General features: G+C 71.0%; 16 protein-coding genes. 11 read left to right on the forward strand and 5 right to left on the reverse strand.

The features are described 5' to 3' along the window. Positions 1-63: 63 nt before the first annotated feature. The gene (locus ABZV40_RS41230; protein WP_355454831.1) at positions 64-423 is read right to left on the reverse strand and encodes a hypothetical protein; all 360 of its coding nucleotides are present in this window, start codon (positions 421-423) and stop codon (positions 64-66) included. Between ABZV40_RS41230 and ABZV40_RS41235 the strand changes: the two genes are divergently transcribed. The 3 genes from ABZV40_RS41235 (at position 307) to ABZV40_RS41245 (ending at position 1,807) form a co-directional block, all read left to right on the forward strand. Beyond that, positions 307-1,017 carry a response regulator transcription factor gene (locus ABZV40_RS41235; protein WP_355454799.1) on the forward strand — a complete coding sequence of 237 codons (711 nt, stop codon included), beginning with the start codon at positions 307-309 and terminating at the stop codon, positions 1,015-1,017. The two genes, ABZV40_RS41230 and ABZV40_RS41235, sit on opposite strands and share 117 nt — an antisense overlap. Positions 1,018-1,109: 92 nt before the next feature. Then, positions 1,110-1,487, forward strand: coding sequence for a cupin domain-containing protein (locus tag ABZV40_RS41240; RefSeq protein WP_355454801.1), 378 nt, complete (start codon positions 1,110-1,112; stop codon positions 1,485-1,487). Further along, entirely contained in the window at positions 1,484-1,807 is a 324-nt protein-coding gene (locus tag ABZV40_RS41245) for a hypothetical protein (protein WP_355454803.1), read from the forward strand. Before ABZV40_RS41240 ends, ABZV40_RS41245 begins: the two co-directional genes overlap by 4 nt. A 48-nt stretch (positions 1,808-1,855) precedes the next feature. Here the strand turns inward: ABZV40_RS41245 and ABZV40_RS41250 are convergent, their stop codons facing one another. After that, on the reverse strand, positions 1,856-2,272 hold the full coding sequence (locus ABZV40_RS41250; protein ID WP_355454805.1) for a hypothetical protein: 417 nt from the start codon (positions 2,270-2,272) through the stop codon (positions 1,856-1,858). A 166-nt stretch (positions 2,273-2,438) separates the two neighbouring features. Here ABZV40_RS41250 and ABZV40_RS41255 point away from each other — a divergent pair, with 166 nt between their 5' ends. Both ABZV40_RS41255 and ABZV40_RS41260 read left to right on the forward strand, forming a co-directional pair. Then, complete coding sequence (locus tag ABZV40_RS41255; RefSeq protein ID WP_355454807.1) at positions 2,439-3,785, forward strand: MFS transporter; 1,347 nt, start codon at positions 2,439-2,441, stop codon at positions 3,783-3,785. Positions 3,786-3,977: 192 nt separating this feature from the next. Continuing rightward, a complete protein-coding gene (locus ABZV40_RS41260) occupies positions 3,978-8,258 on the forward strand; it encodes a PxKF domain-containing protein (RefSeq protein WP_355454809.1) in 4,281 nt (1,426 codons plus the stop codon). Between the two features lie 49 nt (positions 8,259-8,307). Here ABZV40_RS41260 and ABZV40_RS41265 read toward each other — a convergent pair whose 3' ends face one another. Beyond that, positions 8,308-9,216, reverse strand: a complete 909-nt coding sequence (locus tag ABZV40_RS41265) for a DMT family transporter (protein ID WP_355454811.1) — start codon at positions 9,214-9,216, stop codon at positions 8,308-8,310. Positions 9,217-9,341: 125 nt separating this feature from the next. Between ABZV40_RS41265 and ABZV40_RS41270 the strand changes: the two genes are divergently transcribed. Next, positions 9,342-9,857, forward strand: a complete 516-nt coding sequence (locus ABZV40_RS41270; RefSeq protein ID WP_355454813.1) for a hypothetical protein — start codon at positions 9,342-9,344, stop codon at positions 9,855-9,857. Between the two features lie 2 nt (positions 9,858-9,859). Here the strand turns inward: ABZV40_RS41270 and ABZV40_RS41275 are convergent, their stop codons facing one another. Next, the gene (locus ABZV40_RS41275; protein ID WP_355454815.1) at positions 9,860-12,619 is read right to left on the reverse strand and encodes a BTAD domain-containing putative transcriptional regulator; all 2,760 of its coding nucleotides are present in this window, start codon (positions 12,617-12,619) and stop codon (positions 9,860-9,862) included. Between the two features lie 228 nt (positions 12,620-12,847). Here ABZV40_RS41275 and ABZV40_RS41280 point away from each other — a divergent pair, with 228 nt between their 5' ends. The 4 genes from ABZV40_RS41280 to ABZV40_RS41295 all read left to right on the forward strand — a co-directional run bounded on the left by ABZV40_RS41280 (position 12,848) and on the right by ABZV40_RS41295 (position 16,284). Next, on the forward strand, positions 12,848-13,216 hold the full coding sequence (locus ABZV40_RS41280; protein WP_355454817.1) for a hypothetical protein: 369 nt from the start codon (positions 12,848-12,850) through the stop codon (positions 13,214-13,216). Positions 13,217-13,277: 61 nt separating this feature from the next. After that, on the forward strand, positions 13,278-14,033 hold the full coding sequence (locus ABZV40_RS41285; RefSeq protein ID WP_355454819.1) for an alpha/beta hydrolase: 756 nt from the start codon (positions 13,278-13,280) through the stop codon (positions 14,031-14,033). Then, the gene (locus ABZV40_RS41290; protein WP_355454821.1) at positions 14,023-15,651 is read left to right on the forward strand and encodes a RecQ family ATP-dependent DNA helicase; all 1,629 of its coding nucleotides are present in this window, start codon (positions 14,023-14,025) and stop codon (positions 15,649-15,651) included. Before ABZV40_RS41285 ends, ABZV40_RS41290 begins: the two co-directional genes overlap by 11 nt. Positions 15,652-15,765: 114 nt before the next feature. Beyond that, on the forward strand, positions 15,766-16,284 hold the full coding sequence (locus tag ABZV40_RS41295) for an RICIN domain-containing protein (protein ID WP_355454823.1): 519 nt from the start codon (positions 15,766-15,768) through the stop codon (positions 16,282-16,284). A gap of 50 nt (positions 16,285-16,334) precedes the next feature. Here the strand turns inward: ABZV40_RS41295 and ABZV40_RS41300 are convergent, their stop codons facing one another. Continuing rightward, positions 16,335-17,027 carry a trypsin-like serine protease gene (locus tag ABZV40_RS41300; RefSeq protein ID WP_355454825.1) on the reverse strand — a complete coding sequence of 231 codons (693 nt, stop codon included), beginning with the start codon at positions 17,025-17,027 and terminating at the stop codon, positions 16,335-16,337. A 170-nt stretch (positions 17,028-17,197) separates the two neighbouring features. Between ABZV40_RS41300 and ABZV40_RS41305 the strand changes: the two genes are divergently transcribed. After that, positions 17,198-18,466, forward strand: a complete 1,269-nt coding sequence (locus tag ABZV40_RS41305; protein WP_355454827.1) for a hypothetical protein — start codon at positions 17,198-17,200, stop codon at positions 18,464-18,466. Positions 18,467-18,672: the final 206 nt, after the last annotated feature.

Below are 18,672 nucleotides of genomic sequence, written 5' to 3' on the forward strand. Positions count from 1 at the left end.
TTATGGGGCAAAGAAGTGCGGAACCGGTTCACCGAGAGTGATCATGCACGTGCTCACCGTGCGTCACCTGTTGCCGCCGTCGATTGGACCGCTTCGCCGAACAAGCGTGTCGATTGCAGGCACGCCGCTACTCCGGTCGTCGTCGAGCACCGGCAGCATGTTGGGCCGAACGAGTGAAAACCGCGTTTTCCACATCGCGACTTCAGGCGAAGGAGCGATATACCCTACGGCCGGTGCCGACTCGTTGGGGGAGATCAGGTGGCCGCAATGGAATGACAGAACAGCTAATTCGGGGGCGGAGAACTGATGACCCAGCTGGAACAGACGGCCGTACCGCTGCGCCGCGGCCACGACATCGCGGTCCTGCACAGACCGGCGACGGTCACCGTTGTGCTCGCCGACACCCAGCCCGCCATCAGGCATGGAGTGCGTTCCTTGCTCGAACGCGTGGACGGCGTTTCTGTAGTAGGTGAAGCTTCTACTTCTTCCGGGGTCGTGACGGAGACCGCGCGATGCCGGCCGAACGTGTTGGTCATCGACGTCGACACCGTGGCAGCCGGAAACTGCCTATTGATAGACCAAATAGCGCGCGCATGCCCCGAAACGGGCATCCTGGTCTTCAGCGCCCGGGATTGCGACACGACCGTCGTCGACGCGATTCGGGCCGGCGCCCGCGGCTATTTGTTGAAGAACGCAGATCCGGACCAGATCGTGCGCGGCATCCAGGCCGTCGCCGCCGGTGAGTTCCTCATCGGGAAAACGATTGCCGCCCGTTTCGGGGCACTCCTGCACGCGGCGGCGGAACGGGCGCCCTACCCGTTCCCCCAACTCACCGGCAAGGAGCGGGAGGTGCTCGACCGGATCGCCGCGGGCCGGTCGAACGTCGCCATCGCGCGCGAGTTCGCGCTGGCGTCGAAGACCATCAGCAACCGGGTGTCCGCGATCTTCGCGAAGCTCGGTGTCGCCGACCGGGCCGAGGCGATCGTCCTGGCCCGCGATGCCGGGCTGGGGCGGTAGTTCCTGACGCAGAAGGGAAAACGTCCCCTGTCGGCGGGGAAACCCGTGAACCTACGCTCCGCGTCGTCGCCGAACGTCGATCGGAGTTGGGGATGCCGACAGACCACGTGGACTTCCGCAGGAGCGAGCCCGCGCACCTCGTCCGCGAGCACGGGCTCGACCTGAAGCTGCTGCACCCGTGGCCCGGACTGGCCACACCGTTCCGCGGCGCCTGGTGCGTTCTGCGCCCGGGCGACCGCACCGACACGCATCAGCACCGGGAGCAGGAGCTGTTCATCGCGCTGGCGGGACGTGCCGAGGTCGTCGTGGGCGAGCACACCCACGAGATCGCGGCGGGCGACCTGATGCTGATGCCCGGCGACGTGAACCACCACGTCCTGAACCCGCACGAGGAGGACTTCTCCTACTACGCGATCTGGTGGGACGGCGTCATGGCGAAGGAGTACCTGGCCGAGGAGCACCTGACGTGATCGACTACAACGGCCGCCGGTTCCGCAAGCCCGACAGCGACCCGCACACCGTCGCCGAGTACCACCAGGACGGCGACCTCGTCTGGGCCGACTTCGCCGGTGGTGCCGTCCGCCGCGGCTCGATCGCCGGGACGCGCGCGCCGGACGGCACCCTCCACATGGGATACACGATGGTGCTCACCAACGGTGACGTGATCTGCGGGCACACCGTGAACACGCCCGAGTTCACCCCGGAGGGACGGCTGCGGCTGCGGGAGGAGTGGGAGCGTTACGGCCCGCACGCCGCCGCCGGCACCTCCTACCTCGACGAGGTCGGCTGATCGCGGCGTCCGCGGTGGACCCCGTCCCCGGACGGGTCCACTGCGGAGCTACGCGTAGGGGTTGCGCCCGGACAGGCCGCCCACCTGGCAGGGACCGTTCGCCGCGTCACGGCAGATCACGACGCCCATGTAGGTGATCGTGTCGCCGCTGATCGACCACTTCAGGTCGTTGTAGGTCGTGTAGTCCTCCTTGTCGCAACCGGAGTGGTCGTACCGGTGCGTGGGCGTCGTGTCGGGGTGCAGCGACCCGTTGTAGAACAGGAAGTACGCGTAGACCGGCTTGGCGTCGCAGCCCCAGTCCGACACGATGAGGTCGATGTTGGACACCGAGCTCGGCCCGGTCCAGTCGAACGTCGCCCCGGCGTACCCGTAGTCCTGTGCCGAGTAGATGAACTCCTGCGCCGCGGCACCGGCCGGCGGCGTGGTCACGACGATCGCCGACAGCGCCACCGCGGCGGCCGCCACGACCCGTCTGAGACTTCCCCTGATCCTGATGGCGTCCTCCCCTGTTGGCCCCTGTGGAACGCAGGGAAGCTAACAGCGCCCGCCGCACCCGAAGAAGCTTTTGCGCGCAGGTGCAATACCTCTCCGCCCGGCCGGGTAACCACGGTCGGGCGCAGAGAGGACTCCCATGGTCGAGACAACCCGTGCACCCGCACGCCAGCTGCTGTTGACCGTCATGTGCGTCGGCATGTTCCTCGTGCAGCTCGACGTCACCATCGTCAACGTCGCGCTGCCCGAGATCGCGTTGAGACTGCACACCGGCGTCCAGGGCCAGCAGTGGGTCGTCGACGGGTACGCGGTGGTGCTGGCGAGCCTGCTGCTGGCGGGCGGCACGCTGGGCGACGTCTTCGGTCACAAGCGGGTCGTGCTGGGCGGGCTCGGCATCTTCGGCGTGGCGTCGCTGATCTGCGGTGCCGCACCCGGCATCGGCGTGCTGGTGGCGGGACGCGCGCTGCAGGGACTCGGCGCGGCGCTGCTGCTGCCCGGCACGCTGGCCGTGATCACCCGCGCGTTTCCCGATCGCGCCGAGCAGGCCCGTGCCGTCGGGGTGTGGGCCGGCGTCTCCGCGCTGTCGCTGCCGGCCGGACCGCTGCTCGGCGGCGCGCTGGTGTCGCTGCTCGGGTGGCGCGCGGTGTTCCTGGTGAACCTGCCGGTCATCGCCGTGGCCGTGCCGGCCACCGTCCGGCTCGTGCGGGAGGGCAGCGGTGCCACCACCCGGCGGCTCGACACGCCCGGTGTCGTGCTCGCCGCCCTCACCCTGGCCGCGACCGTCTACGCCGTGATCACCGCCTCCGCCTGGAGCGCCGCGGCGGTGGCGTTGCCGGCGCTGGCCGGTTTCCTGTGGTGGGAGCGCCGGGCCCCGGATCCCGTGCTGCCGCTGAGCTTGTTGCGCCGCCGGGCGTTCGCGGGCGCCAACCTCGTCGCCGCCGCGATGAACCTCGTCGGCATCGGCACGATCTTCGTCACGACCCTGTACCTGCAGACCGTGCAGCACCGCGCGGCGTTCGCGGCGGGCGCGATGCTGCTGCCGCTGTTCGTGCCGCTGGCCGCACTCGCCCCGGTCACCGGCCGCCTCACCGGCCGCTTCGGCCCGCGGCCGCCGATGATCGCCGGTCTGCTGGTCGGCGCGGCGGGGTCGCTCGCGTTCCTCGGCCTGCGCCCGGAGTCGAGCTACCTCCGGCTGCTGCCGGTCCTGCTCGGCCTGGGTGCCGGCATGGGCCTGCTCACCGCCGCCGTCGTGGCCGCGGCCGTCCGCTCGGTGCCCTCGGAACGGGCGGGACTGGCCAGCGGGGTCAACAACACCGCACGCCAGGCCGCCGGTGCGCTGGCGGTCGCGGGCTACGGAGCCGTCGCCGGCACGCCGTCGAACGGCGCCGCCTTCACCTCGGGGCTGCACACCCTGGGCGTCGCCGGCGCCGTGACGTGGTTGGCCGCTCTCGTGCTGACCGTGCTCACCGTCGAACAGCAGGCTTAGAGGTCTGGTGCGGAGGTCCCGGCCGAGACAGGACCAAGGTCCTCAATTCCGCCGGTTGAGCTGTCCGGGGTAACGGTGCGTGTCCGCCTTCCGACACGAGGACCGTATCTGCACCCGTACCTCGGACCGGTGACGAACATGTCGGAGAGACCCCGTAGAGGATTCACAGCGGTAGTCGTCGGTTCGCTGCTGGTGCTCGGCGCACCCGCCGCGTCGGCCACCACGTTCAGCGATCCCGCGATCACCTTCAGCGGTGACGGCATCGCGGCGAACGGGGTGTTCTACGCGAAGTCCGGCAAACAGATCAGCCTGGTGGTGCACACCGCCAACACGGCGAAGTGCGTCGAGGTCGCCGGACTGCCCAAGCAGACTTCCACCGCCGGCGCCTCCACCTGGACGTTCTCGCTCACGACCCCGAACGGCGCGGACGGTGTGCAGGCCAAGGCGGTCACCATCGGTGAGAACACCAACCCCCAGGGCAGCTGCACCACGAGGACCGCCACCGCGACCGCCTCGTACGTGCTGGACAACACCGGTCCCGCGGTCACGGCGTCGATCAACCCCGCCCCGAACGCCTCCGGGTGGAACAACACCGACGTCACCGCGTCCTGGGTCGCCAGTGACGGCACCGGGGTCGGTGGCGGCACGACGACCCCACCGACGACGATCTCGGCCGACACCGGAGGCCAGACGGTCACGGGCCACGCGACCGACGCGCTCGGCAACACCGGACCGGACTCGTCCGTCGTGGTCAAGCGGGACACCGTCAAGCCGTCGATCAACGGCACCCGGTCGCCCGCCGCGAACGCCTCCGGCTGGAACAACACCGACGTCATTGTCAGCTTCACCTGTTCCGACGCGTTGTCGCAGATCAAGAGCTGTCCCGGTGCCACGACGGTCACGAGCGAGGGCACGAACAAGTCGGTCGGCGCAACCGCCACCGACAACGCGGACAACGCGCAGAGCACGACCGTCGGCGGCATCAACATCGACAAGACGGCGCCCTCCGTCACCGCGACCACGAAGCTGCCCAACGGCACCCCGTACGTGCCGGGCACGTGGACCAACCAGAAGGTCACCGCCGTCTTCACCTGCGCCGACTCGCTGTCCCAGGTGGCCGAGTGCGCCTCCGACGCCGTGGTCAACGGCGAGGGAGCCGACCAGACGGCCCGCGGCGAGGGCAAGGACTTCGCGGGCAACATCGGCGCGGTGAGCGTCGCGCACATCGACATCGACCGGACGGCGCCGGTCACCAGTGCGACCGCGCCGCAGACGGCGTGGAACAACACCGACGTCACCGTCGCGTTCTCCGCGAGCGACGCGCTGTCCGGTGTGCGCGAGACGCACTACAAGATCAACGGTGGTGCGGTCCAGACCGGCGGCCTGCTGACCCTGAAGGCCGAGGGAACGTACGCGGTCGACTACTGGAGCACGGACAACGCGGGCAACACGGAGGCCGCGAAAACCGTCACCGTCAAGATCGACAAGACCCCGCCGACGATCACCCACACCCAGTCCCCCGCGGCGAACGCGAACGGCTGGAACAACGGCGCCGTCACCGTCACGTTCACCTGCGGCGACAGCGGTGGGTCCGGCGTGGCGAGCTGCGGTCCGAACAGGACGGTCAGCACGGAGGGCGCGAACCAGGCCGTCACCGGTACCGCGACCGACAACGCGGGCAACACGGCGTCCGACCCGGCCACGGTCAGCGTCGACACCACCGCACCGACCATCACGCCGACCGTCCACGGCACCGCGCAGAACGGCTGGTACAACCAGGACGTCACCGTGTCGTACGAGTGTGCGGACGCGCTGTCCGGTGTGGCCACCTGCACCGGGACGCCGACGCTGGGCGAAGGCGCGAACCAGACCGCGACCGGCACCGCGACCGACGCGGCGGGCAACAGCACCACCGCGAGCGCCACCGGCGTCAACGTCGACAAGACCGCGCCGGTGCTCACCGGAACCCCGAGCGCGACCGGCTGGAGCCGTGACGACGTCACCGTCACCTGGACCTGCACCGACGGCGGTTCCGGCGTGGCCGGCTCACCGTCGCCGAGCACCGTCACCGGTGAGGGCGACAACCTGTCCGTGTCCGCCACGTGCACCGACAAGGCCGGCAACACCACGACGACGACCGTGTCCGGCATCCGGATCGACCGCGCCGCGCCGAACACGACCGCGAGCGTCGCACAGCCGTTCGGCAGCGGTTGGTACGCCGACGGCGCCGAGGTCAAACTGTCCGCGGTGGACGGTCTCTCCGGCGTCGGCCAGACGCGCTACCGCGTCGACAACGGCGCGGACCAGCAGTACACGGGCCCGTTCACCTTCACCGCGAGCGGCAAGCACGTGCTCACGTACTGGAGCACCGACCAGGTGGGCAACCAGGAGAGCGCCGACGGCAACGCGCTGGCGCTGTGGATCGACACCGAGGCTCCGACCATCGCCGGCAGCCGCACGCCCGCCAACGGCCACGGCTGGAACAACACCGACGTCGTCGTCTCCTTCGCCTGCGCCGACAGCCAGTCCGGCACCGCGAGCTGCAGCGACCCCGCCGTGGTCACCGCGGAGGGCTCGGGCCAGAGCGTGACCGGCACCGCCGTCGACGGCGTCGGCAAGAGCACGTCCACGACGGTCGGTGACATCAACATCGACCGGACCGCGCCCGTGCTCTCCGGATCCCCGACGACCGGCTGGCACAACTCGGACGTCACCGTGCACTGGACCGCGATCGACGGACTGTCCGGTGTGGACGAATCGACCCTGCCGGCGGACAGCGTCATCACCGGCGAGGGCCGCAACCTCGCGTCCGGCGCCGTGACGGTGAAGGACAACGCGGGCAACGAGAGCGCGCCCGCCTCCGCGACCGGGGTGACGATCGACCGCACCGGTCCGGTCATCAGCGGCGGTCCGATCACCTCGCCGAACGCCGCCGGCTGGTACCGCGACGAGGTCGTCGTCGACTTCGCCTGCGCCGACCCCAAGCTCGCCGACGGCACCGACGGCTCCGGTGCCGCGACCTGCCCCGGCAGCGCGGTGCTGAAGACCGACGGCGCCGGCCAGTCCGTCACGAGTGGTGACGCGACCGACCAGGCGGGCAACGTCACCAAGGGCAAGACCGTCAGCGGCATCAACATCGACGGCACCGCGCCGAGCACCACCAGTGACAACCAGTGCACCAAGTCCAACGGCTGGTGCATCGGCTCGACGGCGACCGTCGTGCTGACCGCGACGGACGCGCTGTCCGGTGTGCAGGAGCTGCACTACAAGATCGACGGCGGCGCCGAGCAGATCGCCGCGGGCGCGAGCAAGAGCATCTCGGTCCCGCTCGACGGCAGCGGCGCGGGCACCGTCACGTACTGGGCCGTGGACAAGGCGGGCAACGCCGAAACCGCGAAGTCGGACTCGCTGAAGTGGGACAACATCGCCCCGGCGGTCACCCACACCACCTCGCCGGCACCCAACGCCGACGACTGGAACAACAGCGACGTGACCGTGCACTTCAGCGCCAAGGACGACGACGCCGGTTCCGGTCTGGACAACGGATCCGTCACGCCCGACGTCCTGATCACCACCGACACCAACGGCCAGACCATCACCGGTTCGGCGAAGGACCTGGCGGGCAACGTCGGCACCGACGCGGTGACGATCAAGCTCGACAAGACCAAGCCGACCATCACCGGTGAGATCGCCGGCGGCGCCAAGCCGTGGTTCACCGCGCCCGTGAAGGTGCACTTCACCTGTGCGGACACGGGATCCGGCATCCCGGCGACCGCCTGCCCCGACGACGTCGTGGTGAGCGCCAACGGCGCGAACCAGTCCGTCACCGGCACGGTCACCGACCGGGCGGGCAACAGCCAGAGCGTCACCGTCGGCGGCATCAACATCGACGCGGAGGCTCCGGTCATCGAGTCGGTCAGCGTGGCCGACGGCGCGGTCTACCGCTTCGCCGCACCGGCTCCCGCCTGCACCGCCAAGGACGCCGTGTCCGGTGTGGACAGTTGTGTCGTCGTGGTCGCGGCGCTCGCGGATCCGGGCGCGTGGTCGTTCACCGCCACCGCGAAGGACAAGGCGGGCAACACCAGCACGCGGTCCGGCAGGTACCAGGTCCAGCTGTACGACTTCAGCGGGTTCCTGCAGCCGATCAACGCCACCGGCCCGACGAGCGTGTTCAAGGCGGGCAGCACGGTGCCGGTCAAGTTCGGGCTGCGTGACGCGGCCGGAGCCCCGGTGGCGTCGCGGACCCTGCCGCAGTGGGTCGTGCCGGTGCGCGGCGGTCTCCTGACCTCCGCGGTCAACGAGACGGTCTCCTCCGACGCGCCGACGACCGACGGCACGTTCCGCTGGGACGCCACGGCGCAGCAGTACATCTACAACTGGCAGACCAAGGGGCTGGCCGCCGGGTACCTCTACCGGATCGGCGTGAGGCTCGAGGACGGCCAGACCTTCTACGTCACGGTGGGGCTGAAGTAGCCGTGACCTGTGCGGAGGCGGGCGTCCGGACCGGGCGCCCGCCTCCGCGTCAGTGCCGGCCCGCGTCCACCGGGTCGTTCCTGCGCAGCTGCCCCAGCCGGTTCTCCGCCCAGGCCACGCCGAGAAGCACCACCAGGCCGCCGGCCAGGAGGTTCCACGTCACCGGCTCGCCGAGGAACAGCACGCTGATCAGCACCGCGAACACGGGCACCACGTAGTTGACCGCCGACGCGGTGGTGGCACCGACGTCACCGATCAGGCGGAAGTACAGCACGTAGGCCAGACCGGTGCTGACCAGCCCGAGGACCACGACGCTGAACGTCACCGGGCCGGTCAGGGCGGGCACGCGCCAGTCGAGGAACGGGGTCACCGCCGCCTGCAGCACCGCCGCCGAGACGAGCTGCGACGCGGCCAGCGACAGCGGGGCCAGGCCGAGCGGCGAGAGGAACTTCCGCACGTACACGAACCCGATCGCGTAGCTGACGGCCGCGCCGAAGCAGGCGAGCCGGCCGCCCAGCGAACCGAGCGACTCGTGCCACGGGCCGATCAGCAGCACCACGCCGGCGAAGCCGATCCCCAGACCGACCGCCTTGCGCACCGTCGCCCGTTCGGTCGGCAGGACGGCCGTGGCGAGCGCCAGTGTCAACAGCGGGCTCGCGCCGATCAGGACGCCCGCGATGCCGGCGCCGGTCGTCTTCTCCCCGTATGACAGCAGCAGGAACGGGATCACATTGCCGAACAGGCCGGCGGCGCCGATGTGGCCCCAGACCTGCGCGGACCGCGGCAGCGCGACCTTGCGGACGGCCACGATCGTGAGCAGCACCGCCGCGCCCAGGACGAGTCTGCCGAGCACGAGCTGCCCCGGCGCCAGTCCTTCGAGGGACACCTTGATGAAGGTGAAGCTGCTCCCCCACAGCAGGGCCAGCAGCAGGAACCGGGCGACGGATGCCTTGTCCATTGCATCTCGATTCGGGTCGTCAGCCAGTGATCCGACCAGTTCAGCAGGTGCGGCCGGGGCCTGGTAGAGCCGATCGCGCAGTTGCCCGCCGGGCACCACCGCCGATCTTGGTTAGGCTGGCGGTCGTGTTCGGGAAGAAGAAGCACGCGGGTGCGCTGCCGCGCTGGGCCGGCCCGTTCTACCTGGCCGCGGGCGCGATCACGGTCGTCTGGGCGGGCGTGCTGTTCAACGACTTCCTGAGCGCGCCCACCCGTTGTCCGGACACCAAGGCGCGCTGTGGCGCGTTCCTGACCACCTCGCTGCGGCAGTACACGCTGTCGTGGGTGGTGTTCGACATCGCGCTGGCGGCGATGCTGGTGGTCACCGGCTGGCTCGCCATGCGGCGCCGCGACCACGTGCAACTGCCGGCCGCGGTCACCGGTGCGCTGCTGTTCGTCGACGCCTGGTTCGACACGATGTCGAGCCCGCGCCGCGACCGGCCGCTCGCCTGGGCCCAGGCGTTGTTCGTGGAACTGCCGCTCGGCGTGCTGTGCCTGTGGATCGCGGGACGGGCCGAGCGCAACCGCAGGCAGCGCCTGGAGAACGCGCTGCGGCGACTGGCCGAGGCCGAGCAGGACGAACCGAGCGCGGACAGGTCCTGACCTCACCCGGACCGTTGCGCGATGCGGTCGGCCGCGTGGTGGAGGTTCTGCCCGCGGTAGCGGTCGATCGCCTCCTGCCAGCACTCCTGGGCGCGCTCGTGGTCACCGAGGTCGCGGTGCGTGTCACCGAGCGCGGCGAGCGTGCCCGCCTGCCGGTAGGTGTTGTCGAGGTCGCGCCACAACGCCAAGGCGCGCCCGCGGTGGTGCAGCGCCTGGCGGTGGTCGCCGGTGTTGCCCGCGATCGCGCCGAGGCTGTCCAGGCTGTCGGCTTGGCCGTAGACGTCGTTGTGCCGCACGCACAACGCCAGGGCGGACTCGCAGAAGCGGCGGGCGCGGTCGTGGTGGCCGAGCCGGGTGTAGGAGGCGCCCATCAGGCTCAGGACGCGGACCTCCCACTGCGTGTTGCCGAGGTGCCGGTACAGGTTCCTCGCCTCGGTGAGGTGCGCGAGCGCGGCCTGGTCGTCCTTCTGCCAGTTCAACGCCATCCCCAGCACGAGGTGCGCGCCCGCCTCGCCGAGCGTGTCGCCGATCCGCGCGGACAGCGCCAGCGACTGCCGCAGGTGGAGCAACGCCTCCTCGTCGCGGCCCAGCGGCGCGTACACCAGGCCGAGCCGCCGGTGCGCGCGGGCCTGCACGGCGAGGTCGCCCAGCCGTTGCGCGGCGGCCAGACCCGCCTGCCAGGAAGCGATGTTGTCGTGCAGGTGCCCCCGGCGGTAGTGGTAGTTGTCCAACGACCAGGCGAGCTGCCACACCGCCGTGTCCCAGCCCGCTTCCCGCGCCGCGGTCCGGGCGGCCAGCACGCAGCGGTGGTTGGCGTCGAACCACGTCATCGCCGCGGTGCTGTCGGCCAGCGGGTGCGGGACGCAGTCGGCCGCGTCGAGGGTGATCGGCGGGTGTTGCTGGTCGAGCAGCCTGCTGCCGTTGTGCGCGGTCCGCAGGTAGTAGTCGACCACGCGGCGCAGTGCCTTGTGCCGCAACGCTTCCGGCTCGTCCGTCAGCGCGACGGCGTGGGCGTGCTGACGGACCAGGTCGTGGAAGCGGTAGCGGCCGGGCGCGGGTTCCTGCAGCAGGTGGTCGTCGACGAGGCTCTCCAGCAACCGTTCGGCCTCGGCGAGGCCGACGGCCGCCAGCGCCGCGGTGGCGCAGGCGTCGAAGTCCGGGCCGGGGTGGAGGCCGAGCAGCCGGAACACCCGTTGCTGCGGCGCGTCGAGGTGCTCGTAGGACAACGCGAACGCGGCGGCCACGCTGCGGTCGCCCGCTTCGAGCTCGGCGAGCGGGAAGTGCGCCTGGCGCAACCGGTTCTCCAGGTACCGCACGGTCCACGCGGGGCGGGCGCGCAGCCGGGCGGCGGCGATGCGGATCGCCAGCGGCAGGTGCCCGCACAACGCGACGACCTCGTGCACGGCGCACGTGTCGCGATCACCGCCCGCGACACTGGTGAACAGGGCGACCGCGTCCCGCACCGGCAGCACGTCCAGCGACACGACCTGGGTGGCGTCCAGGTCGACCAGGCGGCGACGGCTCGTGATCAGCGTCAGGCTGCGCGACGTGCCGGGCAGCAGCGGGCGCACCTGTGCGGCGTCGGCGGCGTTGTCCAGCACCACGAGCACCGAACGCGTGGCCAGTTCGGCCCGCCACAGCGCCGCCCGCGCGTCCGGGTCCTGCGGAATCCGCTCCGGTGGCACGCCCAGCGCCCGCAGCAGCGTGTCCAGCGCCGTCATCGGTGAGACGGGCGGCTGGTTCGACGCGTGGCCGTGCAGGTCGATGAACAACCGGTCGTGGTAGTCCTGGGCGAACCGGTGCGCCGCGTGGACGGCCAGGGTCGTCTTGCCGACCCCGGCCATGCCGTCGATCGCCTCGATCACCACGGCAGGCCGTCCCGTGGCCCGCGCGTCCGCCAGCAGGGTGAGCTCGGCGTCGCGCCCGGCGAAGTCCGCGATGTCGCCGGGGAGGTCGTCACGGGCCGGCTCGCCGGGTGCCGCGGCCGGCACGCCGAACAACCGGGAGTCGTTGTCCAGCACCTGCTGATGGATCTCCGACAGCCGCGGTGAGGGGTCGAGCCCGAACCGTTCGACCAGCGCGGTCCGGGCGCGCAGGTAGACGTCGAGGGCCTCGGCCTGCCTGCCCGCCCGGTACAACGCGGTCATCAGCTGGCCCCACAGGCGTTCCCGGCCGGGGTGCTGCTCGGTGAGGGCGGTCAGCTCCTCGACGAGCACCCCGCCCGCGCCGGTCGCCAGGTCGGCGTCGACGCGATCTTCGACGGCGGCCAGCCGCAGGCTCTCCAGCCGGGCGGCCTCGGTGCGCAACACCGGCGTCGCGGTGAACTCGCCGTACGCGTCACCCCGCCACAGCGTCAACGCCAGCGACAGCTGCTCCGCGGCGTTCGCGGGCTGCCCGGCGGACAGCGCGTCCCGTCCCGCCTCCACGAGCCGTTCGAACCGGCGAGCATCCACGACGTGCGGCTCCAGTCTCAGCACATAGCCCGCTGGATGCGTGACGATCAGCCGGTCGAACGCGAGCGCGCGACGCAGCCGCGAGACGTAGCTGCGCACGGTGCGATGCGCGTCGGGTGGGGCTTGCGGGCCCCACAACGCCTCCACCATCGTGTCGACGCTCGTCACCCGGCCCGCGTTCGCCGTCAGCAACGCCAGCAGCGTCCGGATCCGCGGGCCGCCCACGTCGAGCACCTCGTCGCGCACGCGCACCTCGAACGGGCCCAGCACCTGGAACTGCGGCTGAGGTGCGGCGAAGTCCGTTTCCACGCTGTAGAAGGAGATCGTCGCGGCGGCCGGGATACGGCATCCGTCCCGCTGCGACGAAACTGCCGGTCCGGCAGCGGGCTGCTGCACCGCGTCCGACGTGGATGAAGGGTTCCTTCATCCACCTCAGGTGTAAGAAGGCGCCCTTCATCGAGCACCATCACGGCACCATCACCGCGCGGCTGGCAGGATGCAACCGTGGTTGCACCGCCCGGCAGAAGGAGTGCCCAGATGCTCGACTGGTCCACCGTCGCCTACGGCGCCGCGCTGTCCGCGGTCCTGGCCGCCGTCCTCGTCGCACTGCTCGTACCGCCACGCCGTGTCGGCGTCGTGGTGACCGCCGGTCTCGCCGCCGGGCTCGGACCGGCTGCCTGGAACGCGATCCTCAACACCGTGCACGCACCCGGTTTCTTCACCGACGCGCCGATCGCGGCGTTCCCCGTCAGCTGGCAGGACACCGGCAGCGGTGTGTTCGCCGTCGCCACCGCCGCACTGCTGCTCGGGCTCGGCCCGCAGGGCGGCGACTCGGGCAGGCGGGTCGCCGTCGCCGCCCTGCTCGCCGGGATCGCGGCCCTGGTCGTCGACGTCTACCTCTACTGAGGCGGCACAAACGTGATTCTGCACCGGGTTTGCCCTGGCCCCGCCGGGCTAACTCCCGACCATGAACCTGCAACTGCTGGCCCGCGAACACGTCGCCGTCGCCGCCCTCACCATCCCGCGCCTGCTGCGTCACGCGGTGTGGCGGGACGCGAACCCCCACGAAGGCGCCGGTCTCGGTGTGGTGCTGGCGCCCGGCTTCGGGGCGAACGACTTCAGCCTCACCTTCGCCACCACCTGGTTGCGCGACCGCGGCTACGTGCCGACGGGGGCGGGCGTCGGGTTCAACGTGGGGTGCACGTCCGAGCTGGTGGACCGGATCGAACGGCGGTTGGAGGAGCACGCGGAGGCCACCGGTGGCCCGGTGGTGCTGCTGGGGCAGAGCCGGGGCGGCGGGCTCGCCCGGCTGGCCGCCGCGCGCCGGCCGGACCTGGTGTGCGGGCTGGTGATGCTGGGCAGCCCGGTGCTCGACCCGCTGGGCGCCCATCCGCAGGTGCTGCTCGCCGCGCGGGCGCTGGCCAGGCTGTCCGGGCTCGGTGTGCCCGGGCTGATGAACACCGACTGCCTGAGCGGCAGCTGCTACGAGGACAACGTCAGGGCGGGCACGGCGCCGCTGCCGGCCGAGCTGCCCGCGTTGTCGATCTATTCCAAGTCGGACGGCATCGTGCCGTGGCGGCTGTGCCTCGACCCGTCCGCCGAGTGCGTCGAGGTGCACAGCACCCACACCGGCATGGGTCTCGACCCCGACGTCTACCTCGCCCTGCGCCCGCGCCTCGCCGCGTGGGCCGCCCAGCGTTACGACCTGCGCCATGCGGGATGACGACGAGCTGCTGAGAACGGCGGAGGAGGTCTTCGGCTGGACCGAGCTGCGCCACGAGCAGCTGCTCGGCATGCGGCACCTGCTCGACGGCCGGGACGTGCTGGTCGTCATGCCGACCGGTGCCGGGAAGTCCGCCATCTACCAGGTTCCGGCGATCCTGCTCGACGGGCCCACCGTGGTCGTGTCGCCGTTGATCGCCCTGCAACGCGACCAGGTCACCTCGCTGCGTGCCACCACCGCGCCGCCGGCCGCCGCGATCAACTCGGCCCAGCCCGCGCAGGCCAACGAACGGATCTGGCGGGACTTCACCGAGGACCGCACCGAGTACCTCTTCCTCGCACCCGAGCAGCTCGCGAACGCCGACACGCTGCACCGGCTGCACCAGGCGCGGCCGTCGTTGTTCGTCGTGGACGAGGCACACTGCGTCTCCGCGTGGGGACACGACTTCCGGCCCGACTACCTGCGGTTGCGGCACGTGATCGAACGACTGGGTCATCCGCCGGTGCTCGCGCTGACCGCCACCGCGAGCGGTCCGGTTCGGGCCGACGTCGTCGAGCACCTCGGTCTGCGCGACGCCACCGTGATCGTCGCCGGGTTCGACCGGCCCAACCTGCATCTGAGCGCGCGGTTCTGCACCGACGCCGACGAGCGCAGGCGGACGGTCGCCGACTGGGTGGCCGAGCGGGCTGGACCTGGCCTGCTGTACGTGCCGACGCGCAAGGACGCCGAACGGTACGCCGCCGACCTGACCGCACGGGGCGTGGCCGCGGCCGCGTTCCACGCCGGTATGAAGGCCGACGACCGAAGACGGGTCCAGGACGGCTTCACGCGCGACGAGGTCGGCGTCGTCGTGGCCACCTCCGCGTTCGGCATGGGCATCGACAAGCCGGACGTGCGGTTCGTCGCGCACGCCGCCACACCGGGCTCGCTGGACGCGTACTACCAGGAGATCGGCCGGGCGGGCCGGGACGGGGAACCTGCCGAGGTGGTTCTGTTCCACCGCCCGGAAGACCAAGGGCTGCAACAGTTCCTGGCCACCCGCAGACTCGACCGCGAGTGCGTGCGCGAGGTCGCCGCGGCGGTGCGGCGCCGGCGGGCCGGGCTCGCGATCACCGATCTGGCGCGGCGGCTGGACCGCTCCCGCCGCAAGGTCACCGGCGTGGTGAACCTGTTGGAGGGCGCGGAGGTCGTGCGCACCGACCACGACCGCGTGTGGTACCGGGAAGGCGCTCCCCCGTCGGCGAAAGCCGTTTCCGCGGTCGCCGAGGAGGCGGAACGACAGGCCCGGCGCGACCGTTCGCGGGTCGAGGTGATGCACCGGTACGCCGAGGCCCGGGACTGCCGCCGCCGGTTCCTGCTCGGCTACTTCGGCCAGGAGCTCGACGAGCCGTGCGGGAACTGCGACATCTGCGACGAGGGCGGGTCGACCACAGGTGGTGGTCACTCGTCGAACTCCGTGGTGCGCCACGAGCAGTGGGGCCGCGGCACGATCGTGCACCAGGAGGCCGACCGGCTGATGGTGCTGTTCGACGACGTCGGCTACAAGACGCTGTCCCTGGCCGCTGTCAGCGAGACCGGTGTGCTCGTGCGAGGTGATGGCCGGCCGTTCCCCGGCTGACTGTCCGGTACCGGCCATTGGCCGGTAGTTCCCTTATGTGGCACCGGATCCGCTGCCTAACGTCAGCGGCGTCCCAGTCGGGGGAAACATCCACAGCAGTTGGGAGTGCCACGCATGCTCACCAGACTCGCCCGCGGCGCCGCCGTCGCCGGCCTCACGATCGCCGCGCTCGCCGCGACCATCGCACCGGCCTTCGCCGCACCGGGCGCGTTCTACGCCGAGATGATCAACCGCAACAGCGGCAAGTGCGCCAACGTCGCGCACGGCTCGGACGACAACGGCGCCTGGATCCAGCAGTACCACTGCGACCACACGCCCGCGGCGAAGTTCCTGTTCATCCAGAACCGCGACGGCTACTACGAGATCCAGAACCAGAACAGCCACCGGTGCATCGACACCGAGTACGGCTGGAACCACAACGGCGCGCGCACGCAGCAGTTCAACTGCAACGGCAGCTTCACCCAGCAGTGGCAGCTCGTCGACCTCGGCAACGGCTACCACAACATCGTCCAGCGTTCCGGCAACCGGTGCATCGACGTGCCGTTCGGCACCTCGGACGACTGGGTCCCGCTGCAGCTGTGGGAGTGCGTGCCCGGCTCGGCGCAGGAGCAGTGGCGGCTCAACATCGGTTGACCGCACCGGAAGCGCCGCGCACAGCTGTGCGCGGCGCTTTTGTCAGGTGACTACTGGCCGCCGGGGCGGATGCCGGTGGTCTGCTGGATCCACGCGGCCCGCTGCGGGATGTTCTGGTACGCCACGGTCAGCCGCGACGGGTCGCCGCCACCGCCGACCGGTCCGGTGCAGGTGCCGATCTCCTGGCCGTTGTACGTCATCGGGCCGCCGGAGTCGCCGAAGTAGGCCTGGCCGTTGATCGGGGCGCCGTTGATCGTGCCGCCGGCCGCGACCACGCGCAGGTTCGCGGTCTTGATCGACTGCGCGAGCGGGCCACCCGGCGCGGAGATGCCTCCCCAGCCGTAGATCTGCACGGTGGCGCCGACCGGCGGGGGTGTGGCGGCGTAGGGCAGGTAGGCGCCGAGACCGGCGGACGAGGCCAGCTTCTTCAGCGCCACGTCACCGTTGGTGTAGTCGGACACGACCCGGATGCCGCGGCCCTGGCCGAGCCGCTGGCTGCCGACCCGCACGCTGCCACCGCGGCCGCAGTGGGCGGCGGTGAGCACCCACAGCGGGCCGATCACCGAACCCGAGCAGAACCCGCCGTCGACGCTGACCTGCGCGCCCCAGGGAGCAGCGCCCTCCGGCACGGTGCCGCCTCCGATGATGTCCGGCTGCACGTCGCTCGCCTGGGACTGCGGGACGGTACCGAGGCCGGCGAGCAGGGTGGCGCCGACGATCACACTCAGCAGTTTGAGCCGCATTTGCCTTCTCCTAGAACAGGAAACGGGGGCAGGGACACCGCGGCGAACGCGTCCGGGGCACCATTGTGCGCGCAGGGCGACAGGCGGCGACCGATCCGAAAATCCGAGAAAGCCCGTACGCCCGAACGGCCTCATGCCCTCACGGCCGCACCACCAGTACCGTCCCGGATATGAGACGACTGCTCAGTGTCGCGTTGTCGTTCGCTTTGGTCATCGCGGCCGCGCACCCTGCCACCGCCACCGACGACGAGTCACCGCTGCCGGGCTACACGATCAGCAACCCGCCACTCGTCCCGGCGGTGGTCGGCGGCAAGCCGACGAGGGTCATCCAGGGCGTGCACAGCCACGCGGGCTACGTCGTGGAGGTCCCACCGAACTGGAACGGCCGGTTGGCGCTGTGGGCCCACGGCTATCGCGGCACGGGCAAGGTGCTGACGGTCGACACCCCGCCGTTCGGGCTTCGGCAGCGCTGGCTCGACGAGGGTTACGCGTGGGCCGCGTCTTCCTACTACGACAACGGTTATGACGTGAAGGCAGGCGTCACCACCACTCGCGAGCTCGCGGCGTTGTTCGGCCGGAAAGTGCAGCGGCCCGAGAAGGTCTTCCTGGCCGGTGTGTCCATGGGCGGCCACGTGATCGCCCGGTCGCTGGAGCAGTACCCGGGGTTCTACGCGGGTGCCCTGCCGATGTGCGGCGCGCTCGGCGACCACGAGCTGTTCGACTACTTCCTGAGCTACCACCTCGTCGCGCAGGCGTTGACCGGTGTCCACGCCTACCCGCCGCCGGCGGACTACCTGACCGCCGTGGTGCCCCGCATCCAGCAGGCGCTGGCCGGGCACGACGACCAGTTCCGCGCCATCGTCACCACCCTGTCCGGTGGCGCCCGGCCGGGCAGCGCGGCGGCGTACGCGTACTGGCAGAACTTCCTGTTCAACCTCGTCACCGCACCCGCGAGCGACAGCCTGGCCGAGAACCCGCTGCAGATCGCCACGAACGTCACCACCCGCTACCGGCCGAACTCGCCGGTGAACGTCGACCGGGCGGTGCAACGCGTCCGGGTCGCGAACCCCGTCGCCCGCTACACCCCCGCGCTCACCCAGATCCCCGCCGTGCTGGGCCTGCCGAGCGCGCCGGTCGTGACGTTGCACGGGGTCGGCGACCTGTTCGTGCCGTTCTCGATGGAACAGGACTACCGCGCCGACGCGGCCCGGTTCGGCCGCGCGGATCTGGTGGTGCAGCGGGCGATCCGCACGGTCGCCCACTGCGAGTTCTCCCCCGCCGAGGTCGGCGACGCGTGGCGCGACCTGACGTCCTGGGTGGACCGGGGCAGGCGGCCGGCCGGTGACGACGTCCGCCGCACCGACGACCCGAAGTTCGGCTGCCGCTTCACCGACCACACCGCCACCGGCGGCACGAGGGCGCTCTTCCCCGCCTGCTGACAGAGGTCCACGCGCTACCCCTGCGAAGTTCGGCGTGTCACGATCTCGGTCCCGCTCGTGTTCTGACAACGTTGTCTGCCCGAGAGAGGAAGGTCATGTTCGGCTCCCTGCACCGATCGGCCAGACGTTCGTTTCCGCTGCTCGCCGTCCGGTGAGGTGGATGAAGGGCTCCTTCCTCCACCTGGTGTGGATGAAGGAGCCCTTCA

Origin of the sequence: Lentzea sp. NPDC004782, from assembly GCF_040609115.1 — a bacterium.
Taxonomy (GTDB): Bacteria; Actinomycetota; Actinomycetes; order Mycobacteriales; family Pseudonocardiaceae; genus Lentzea.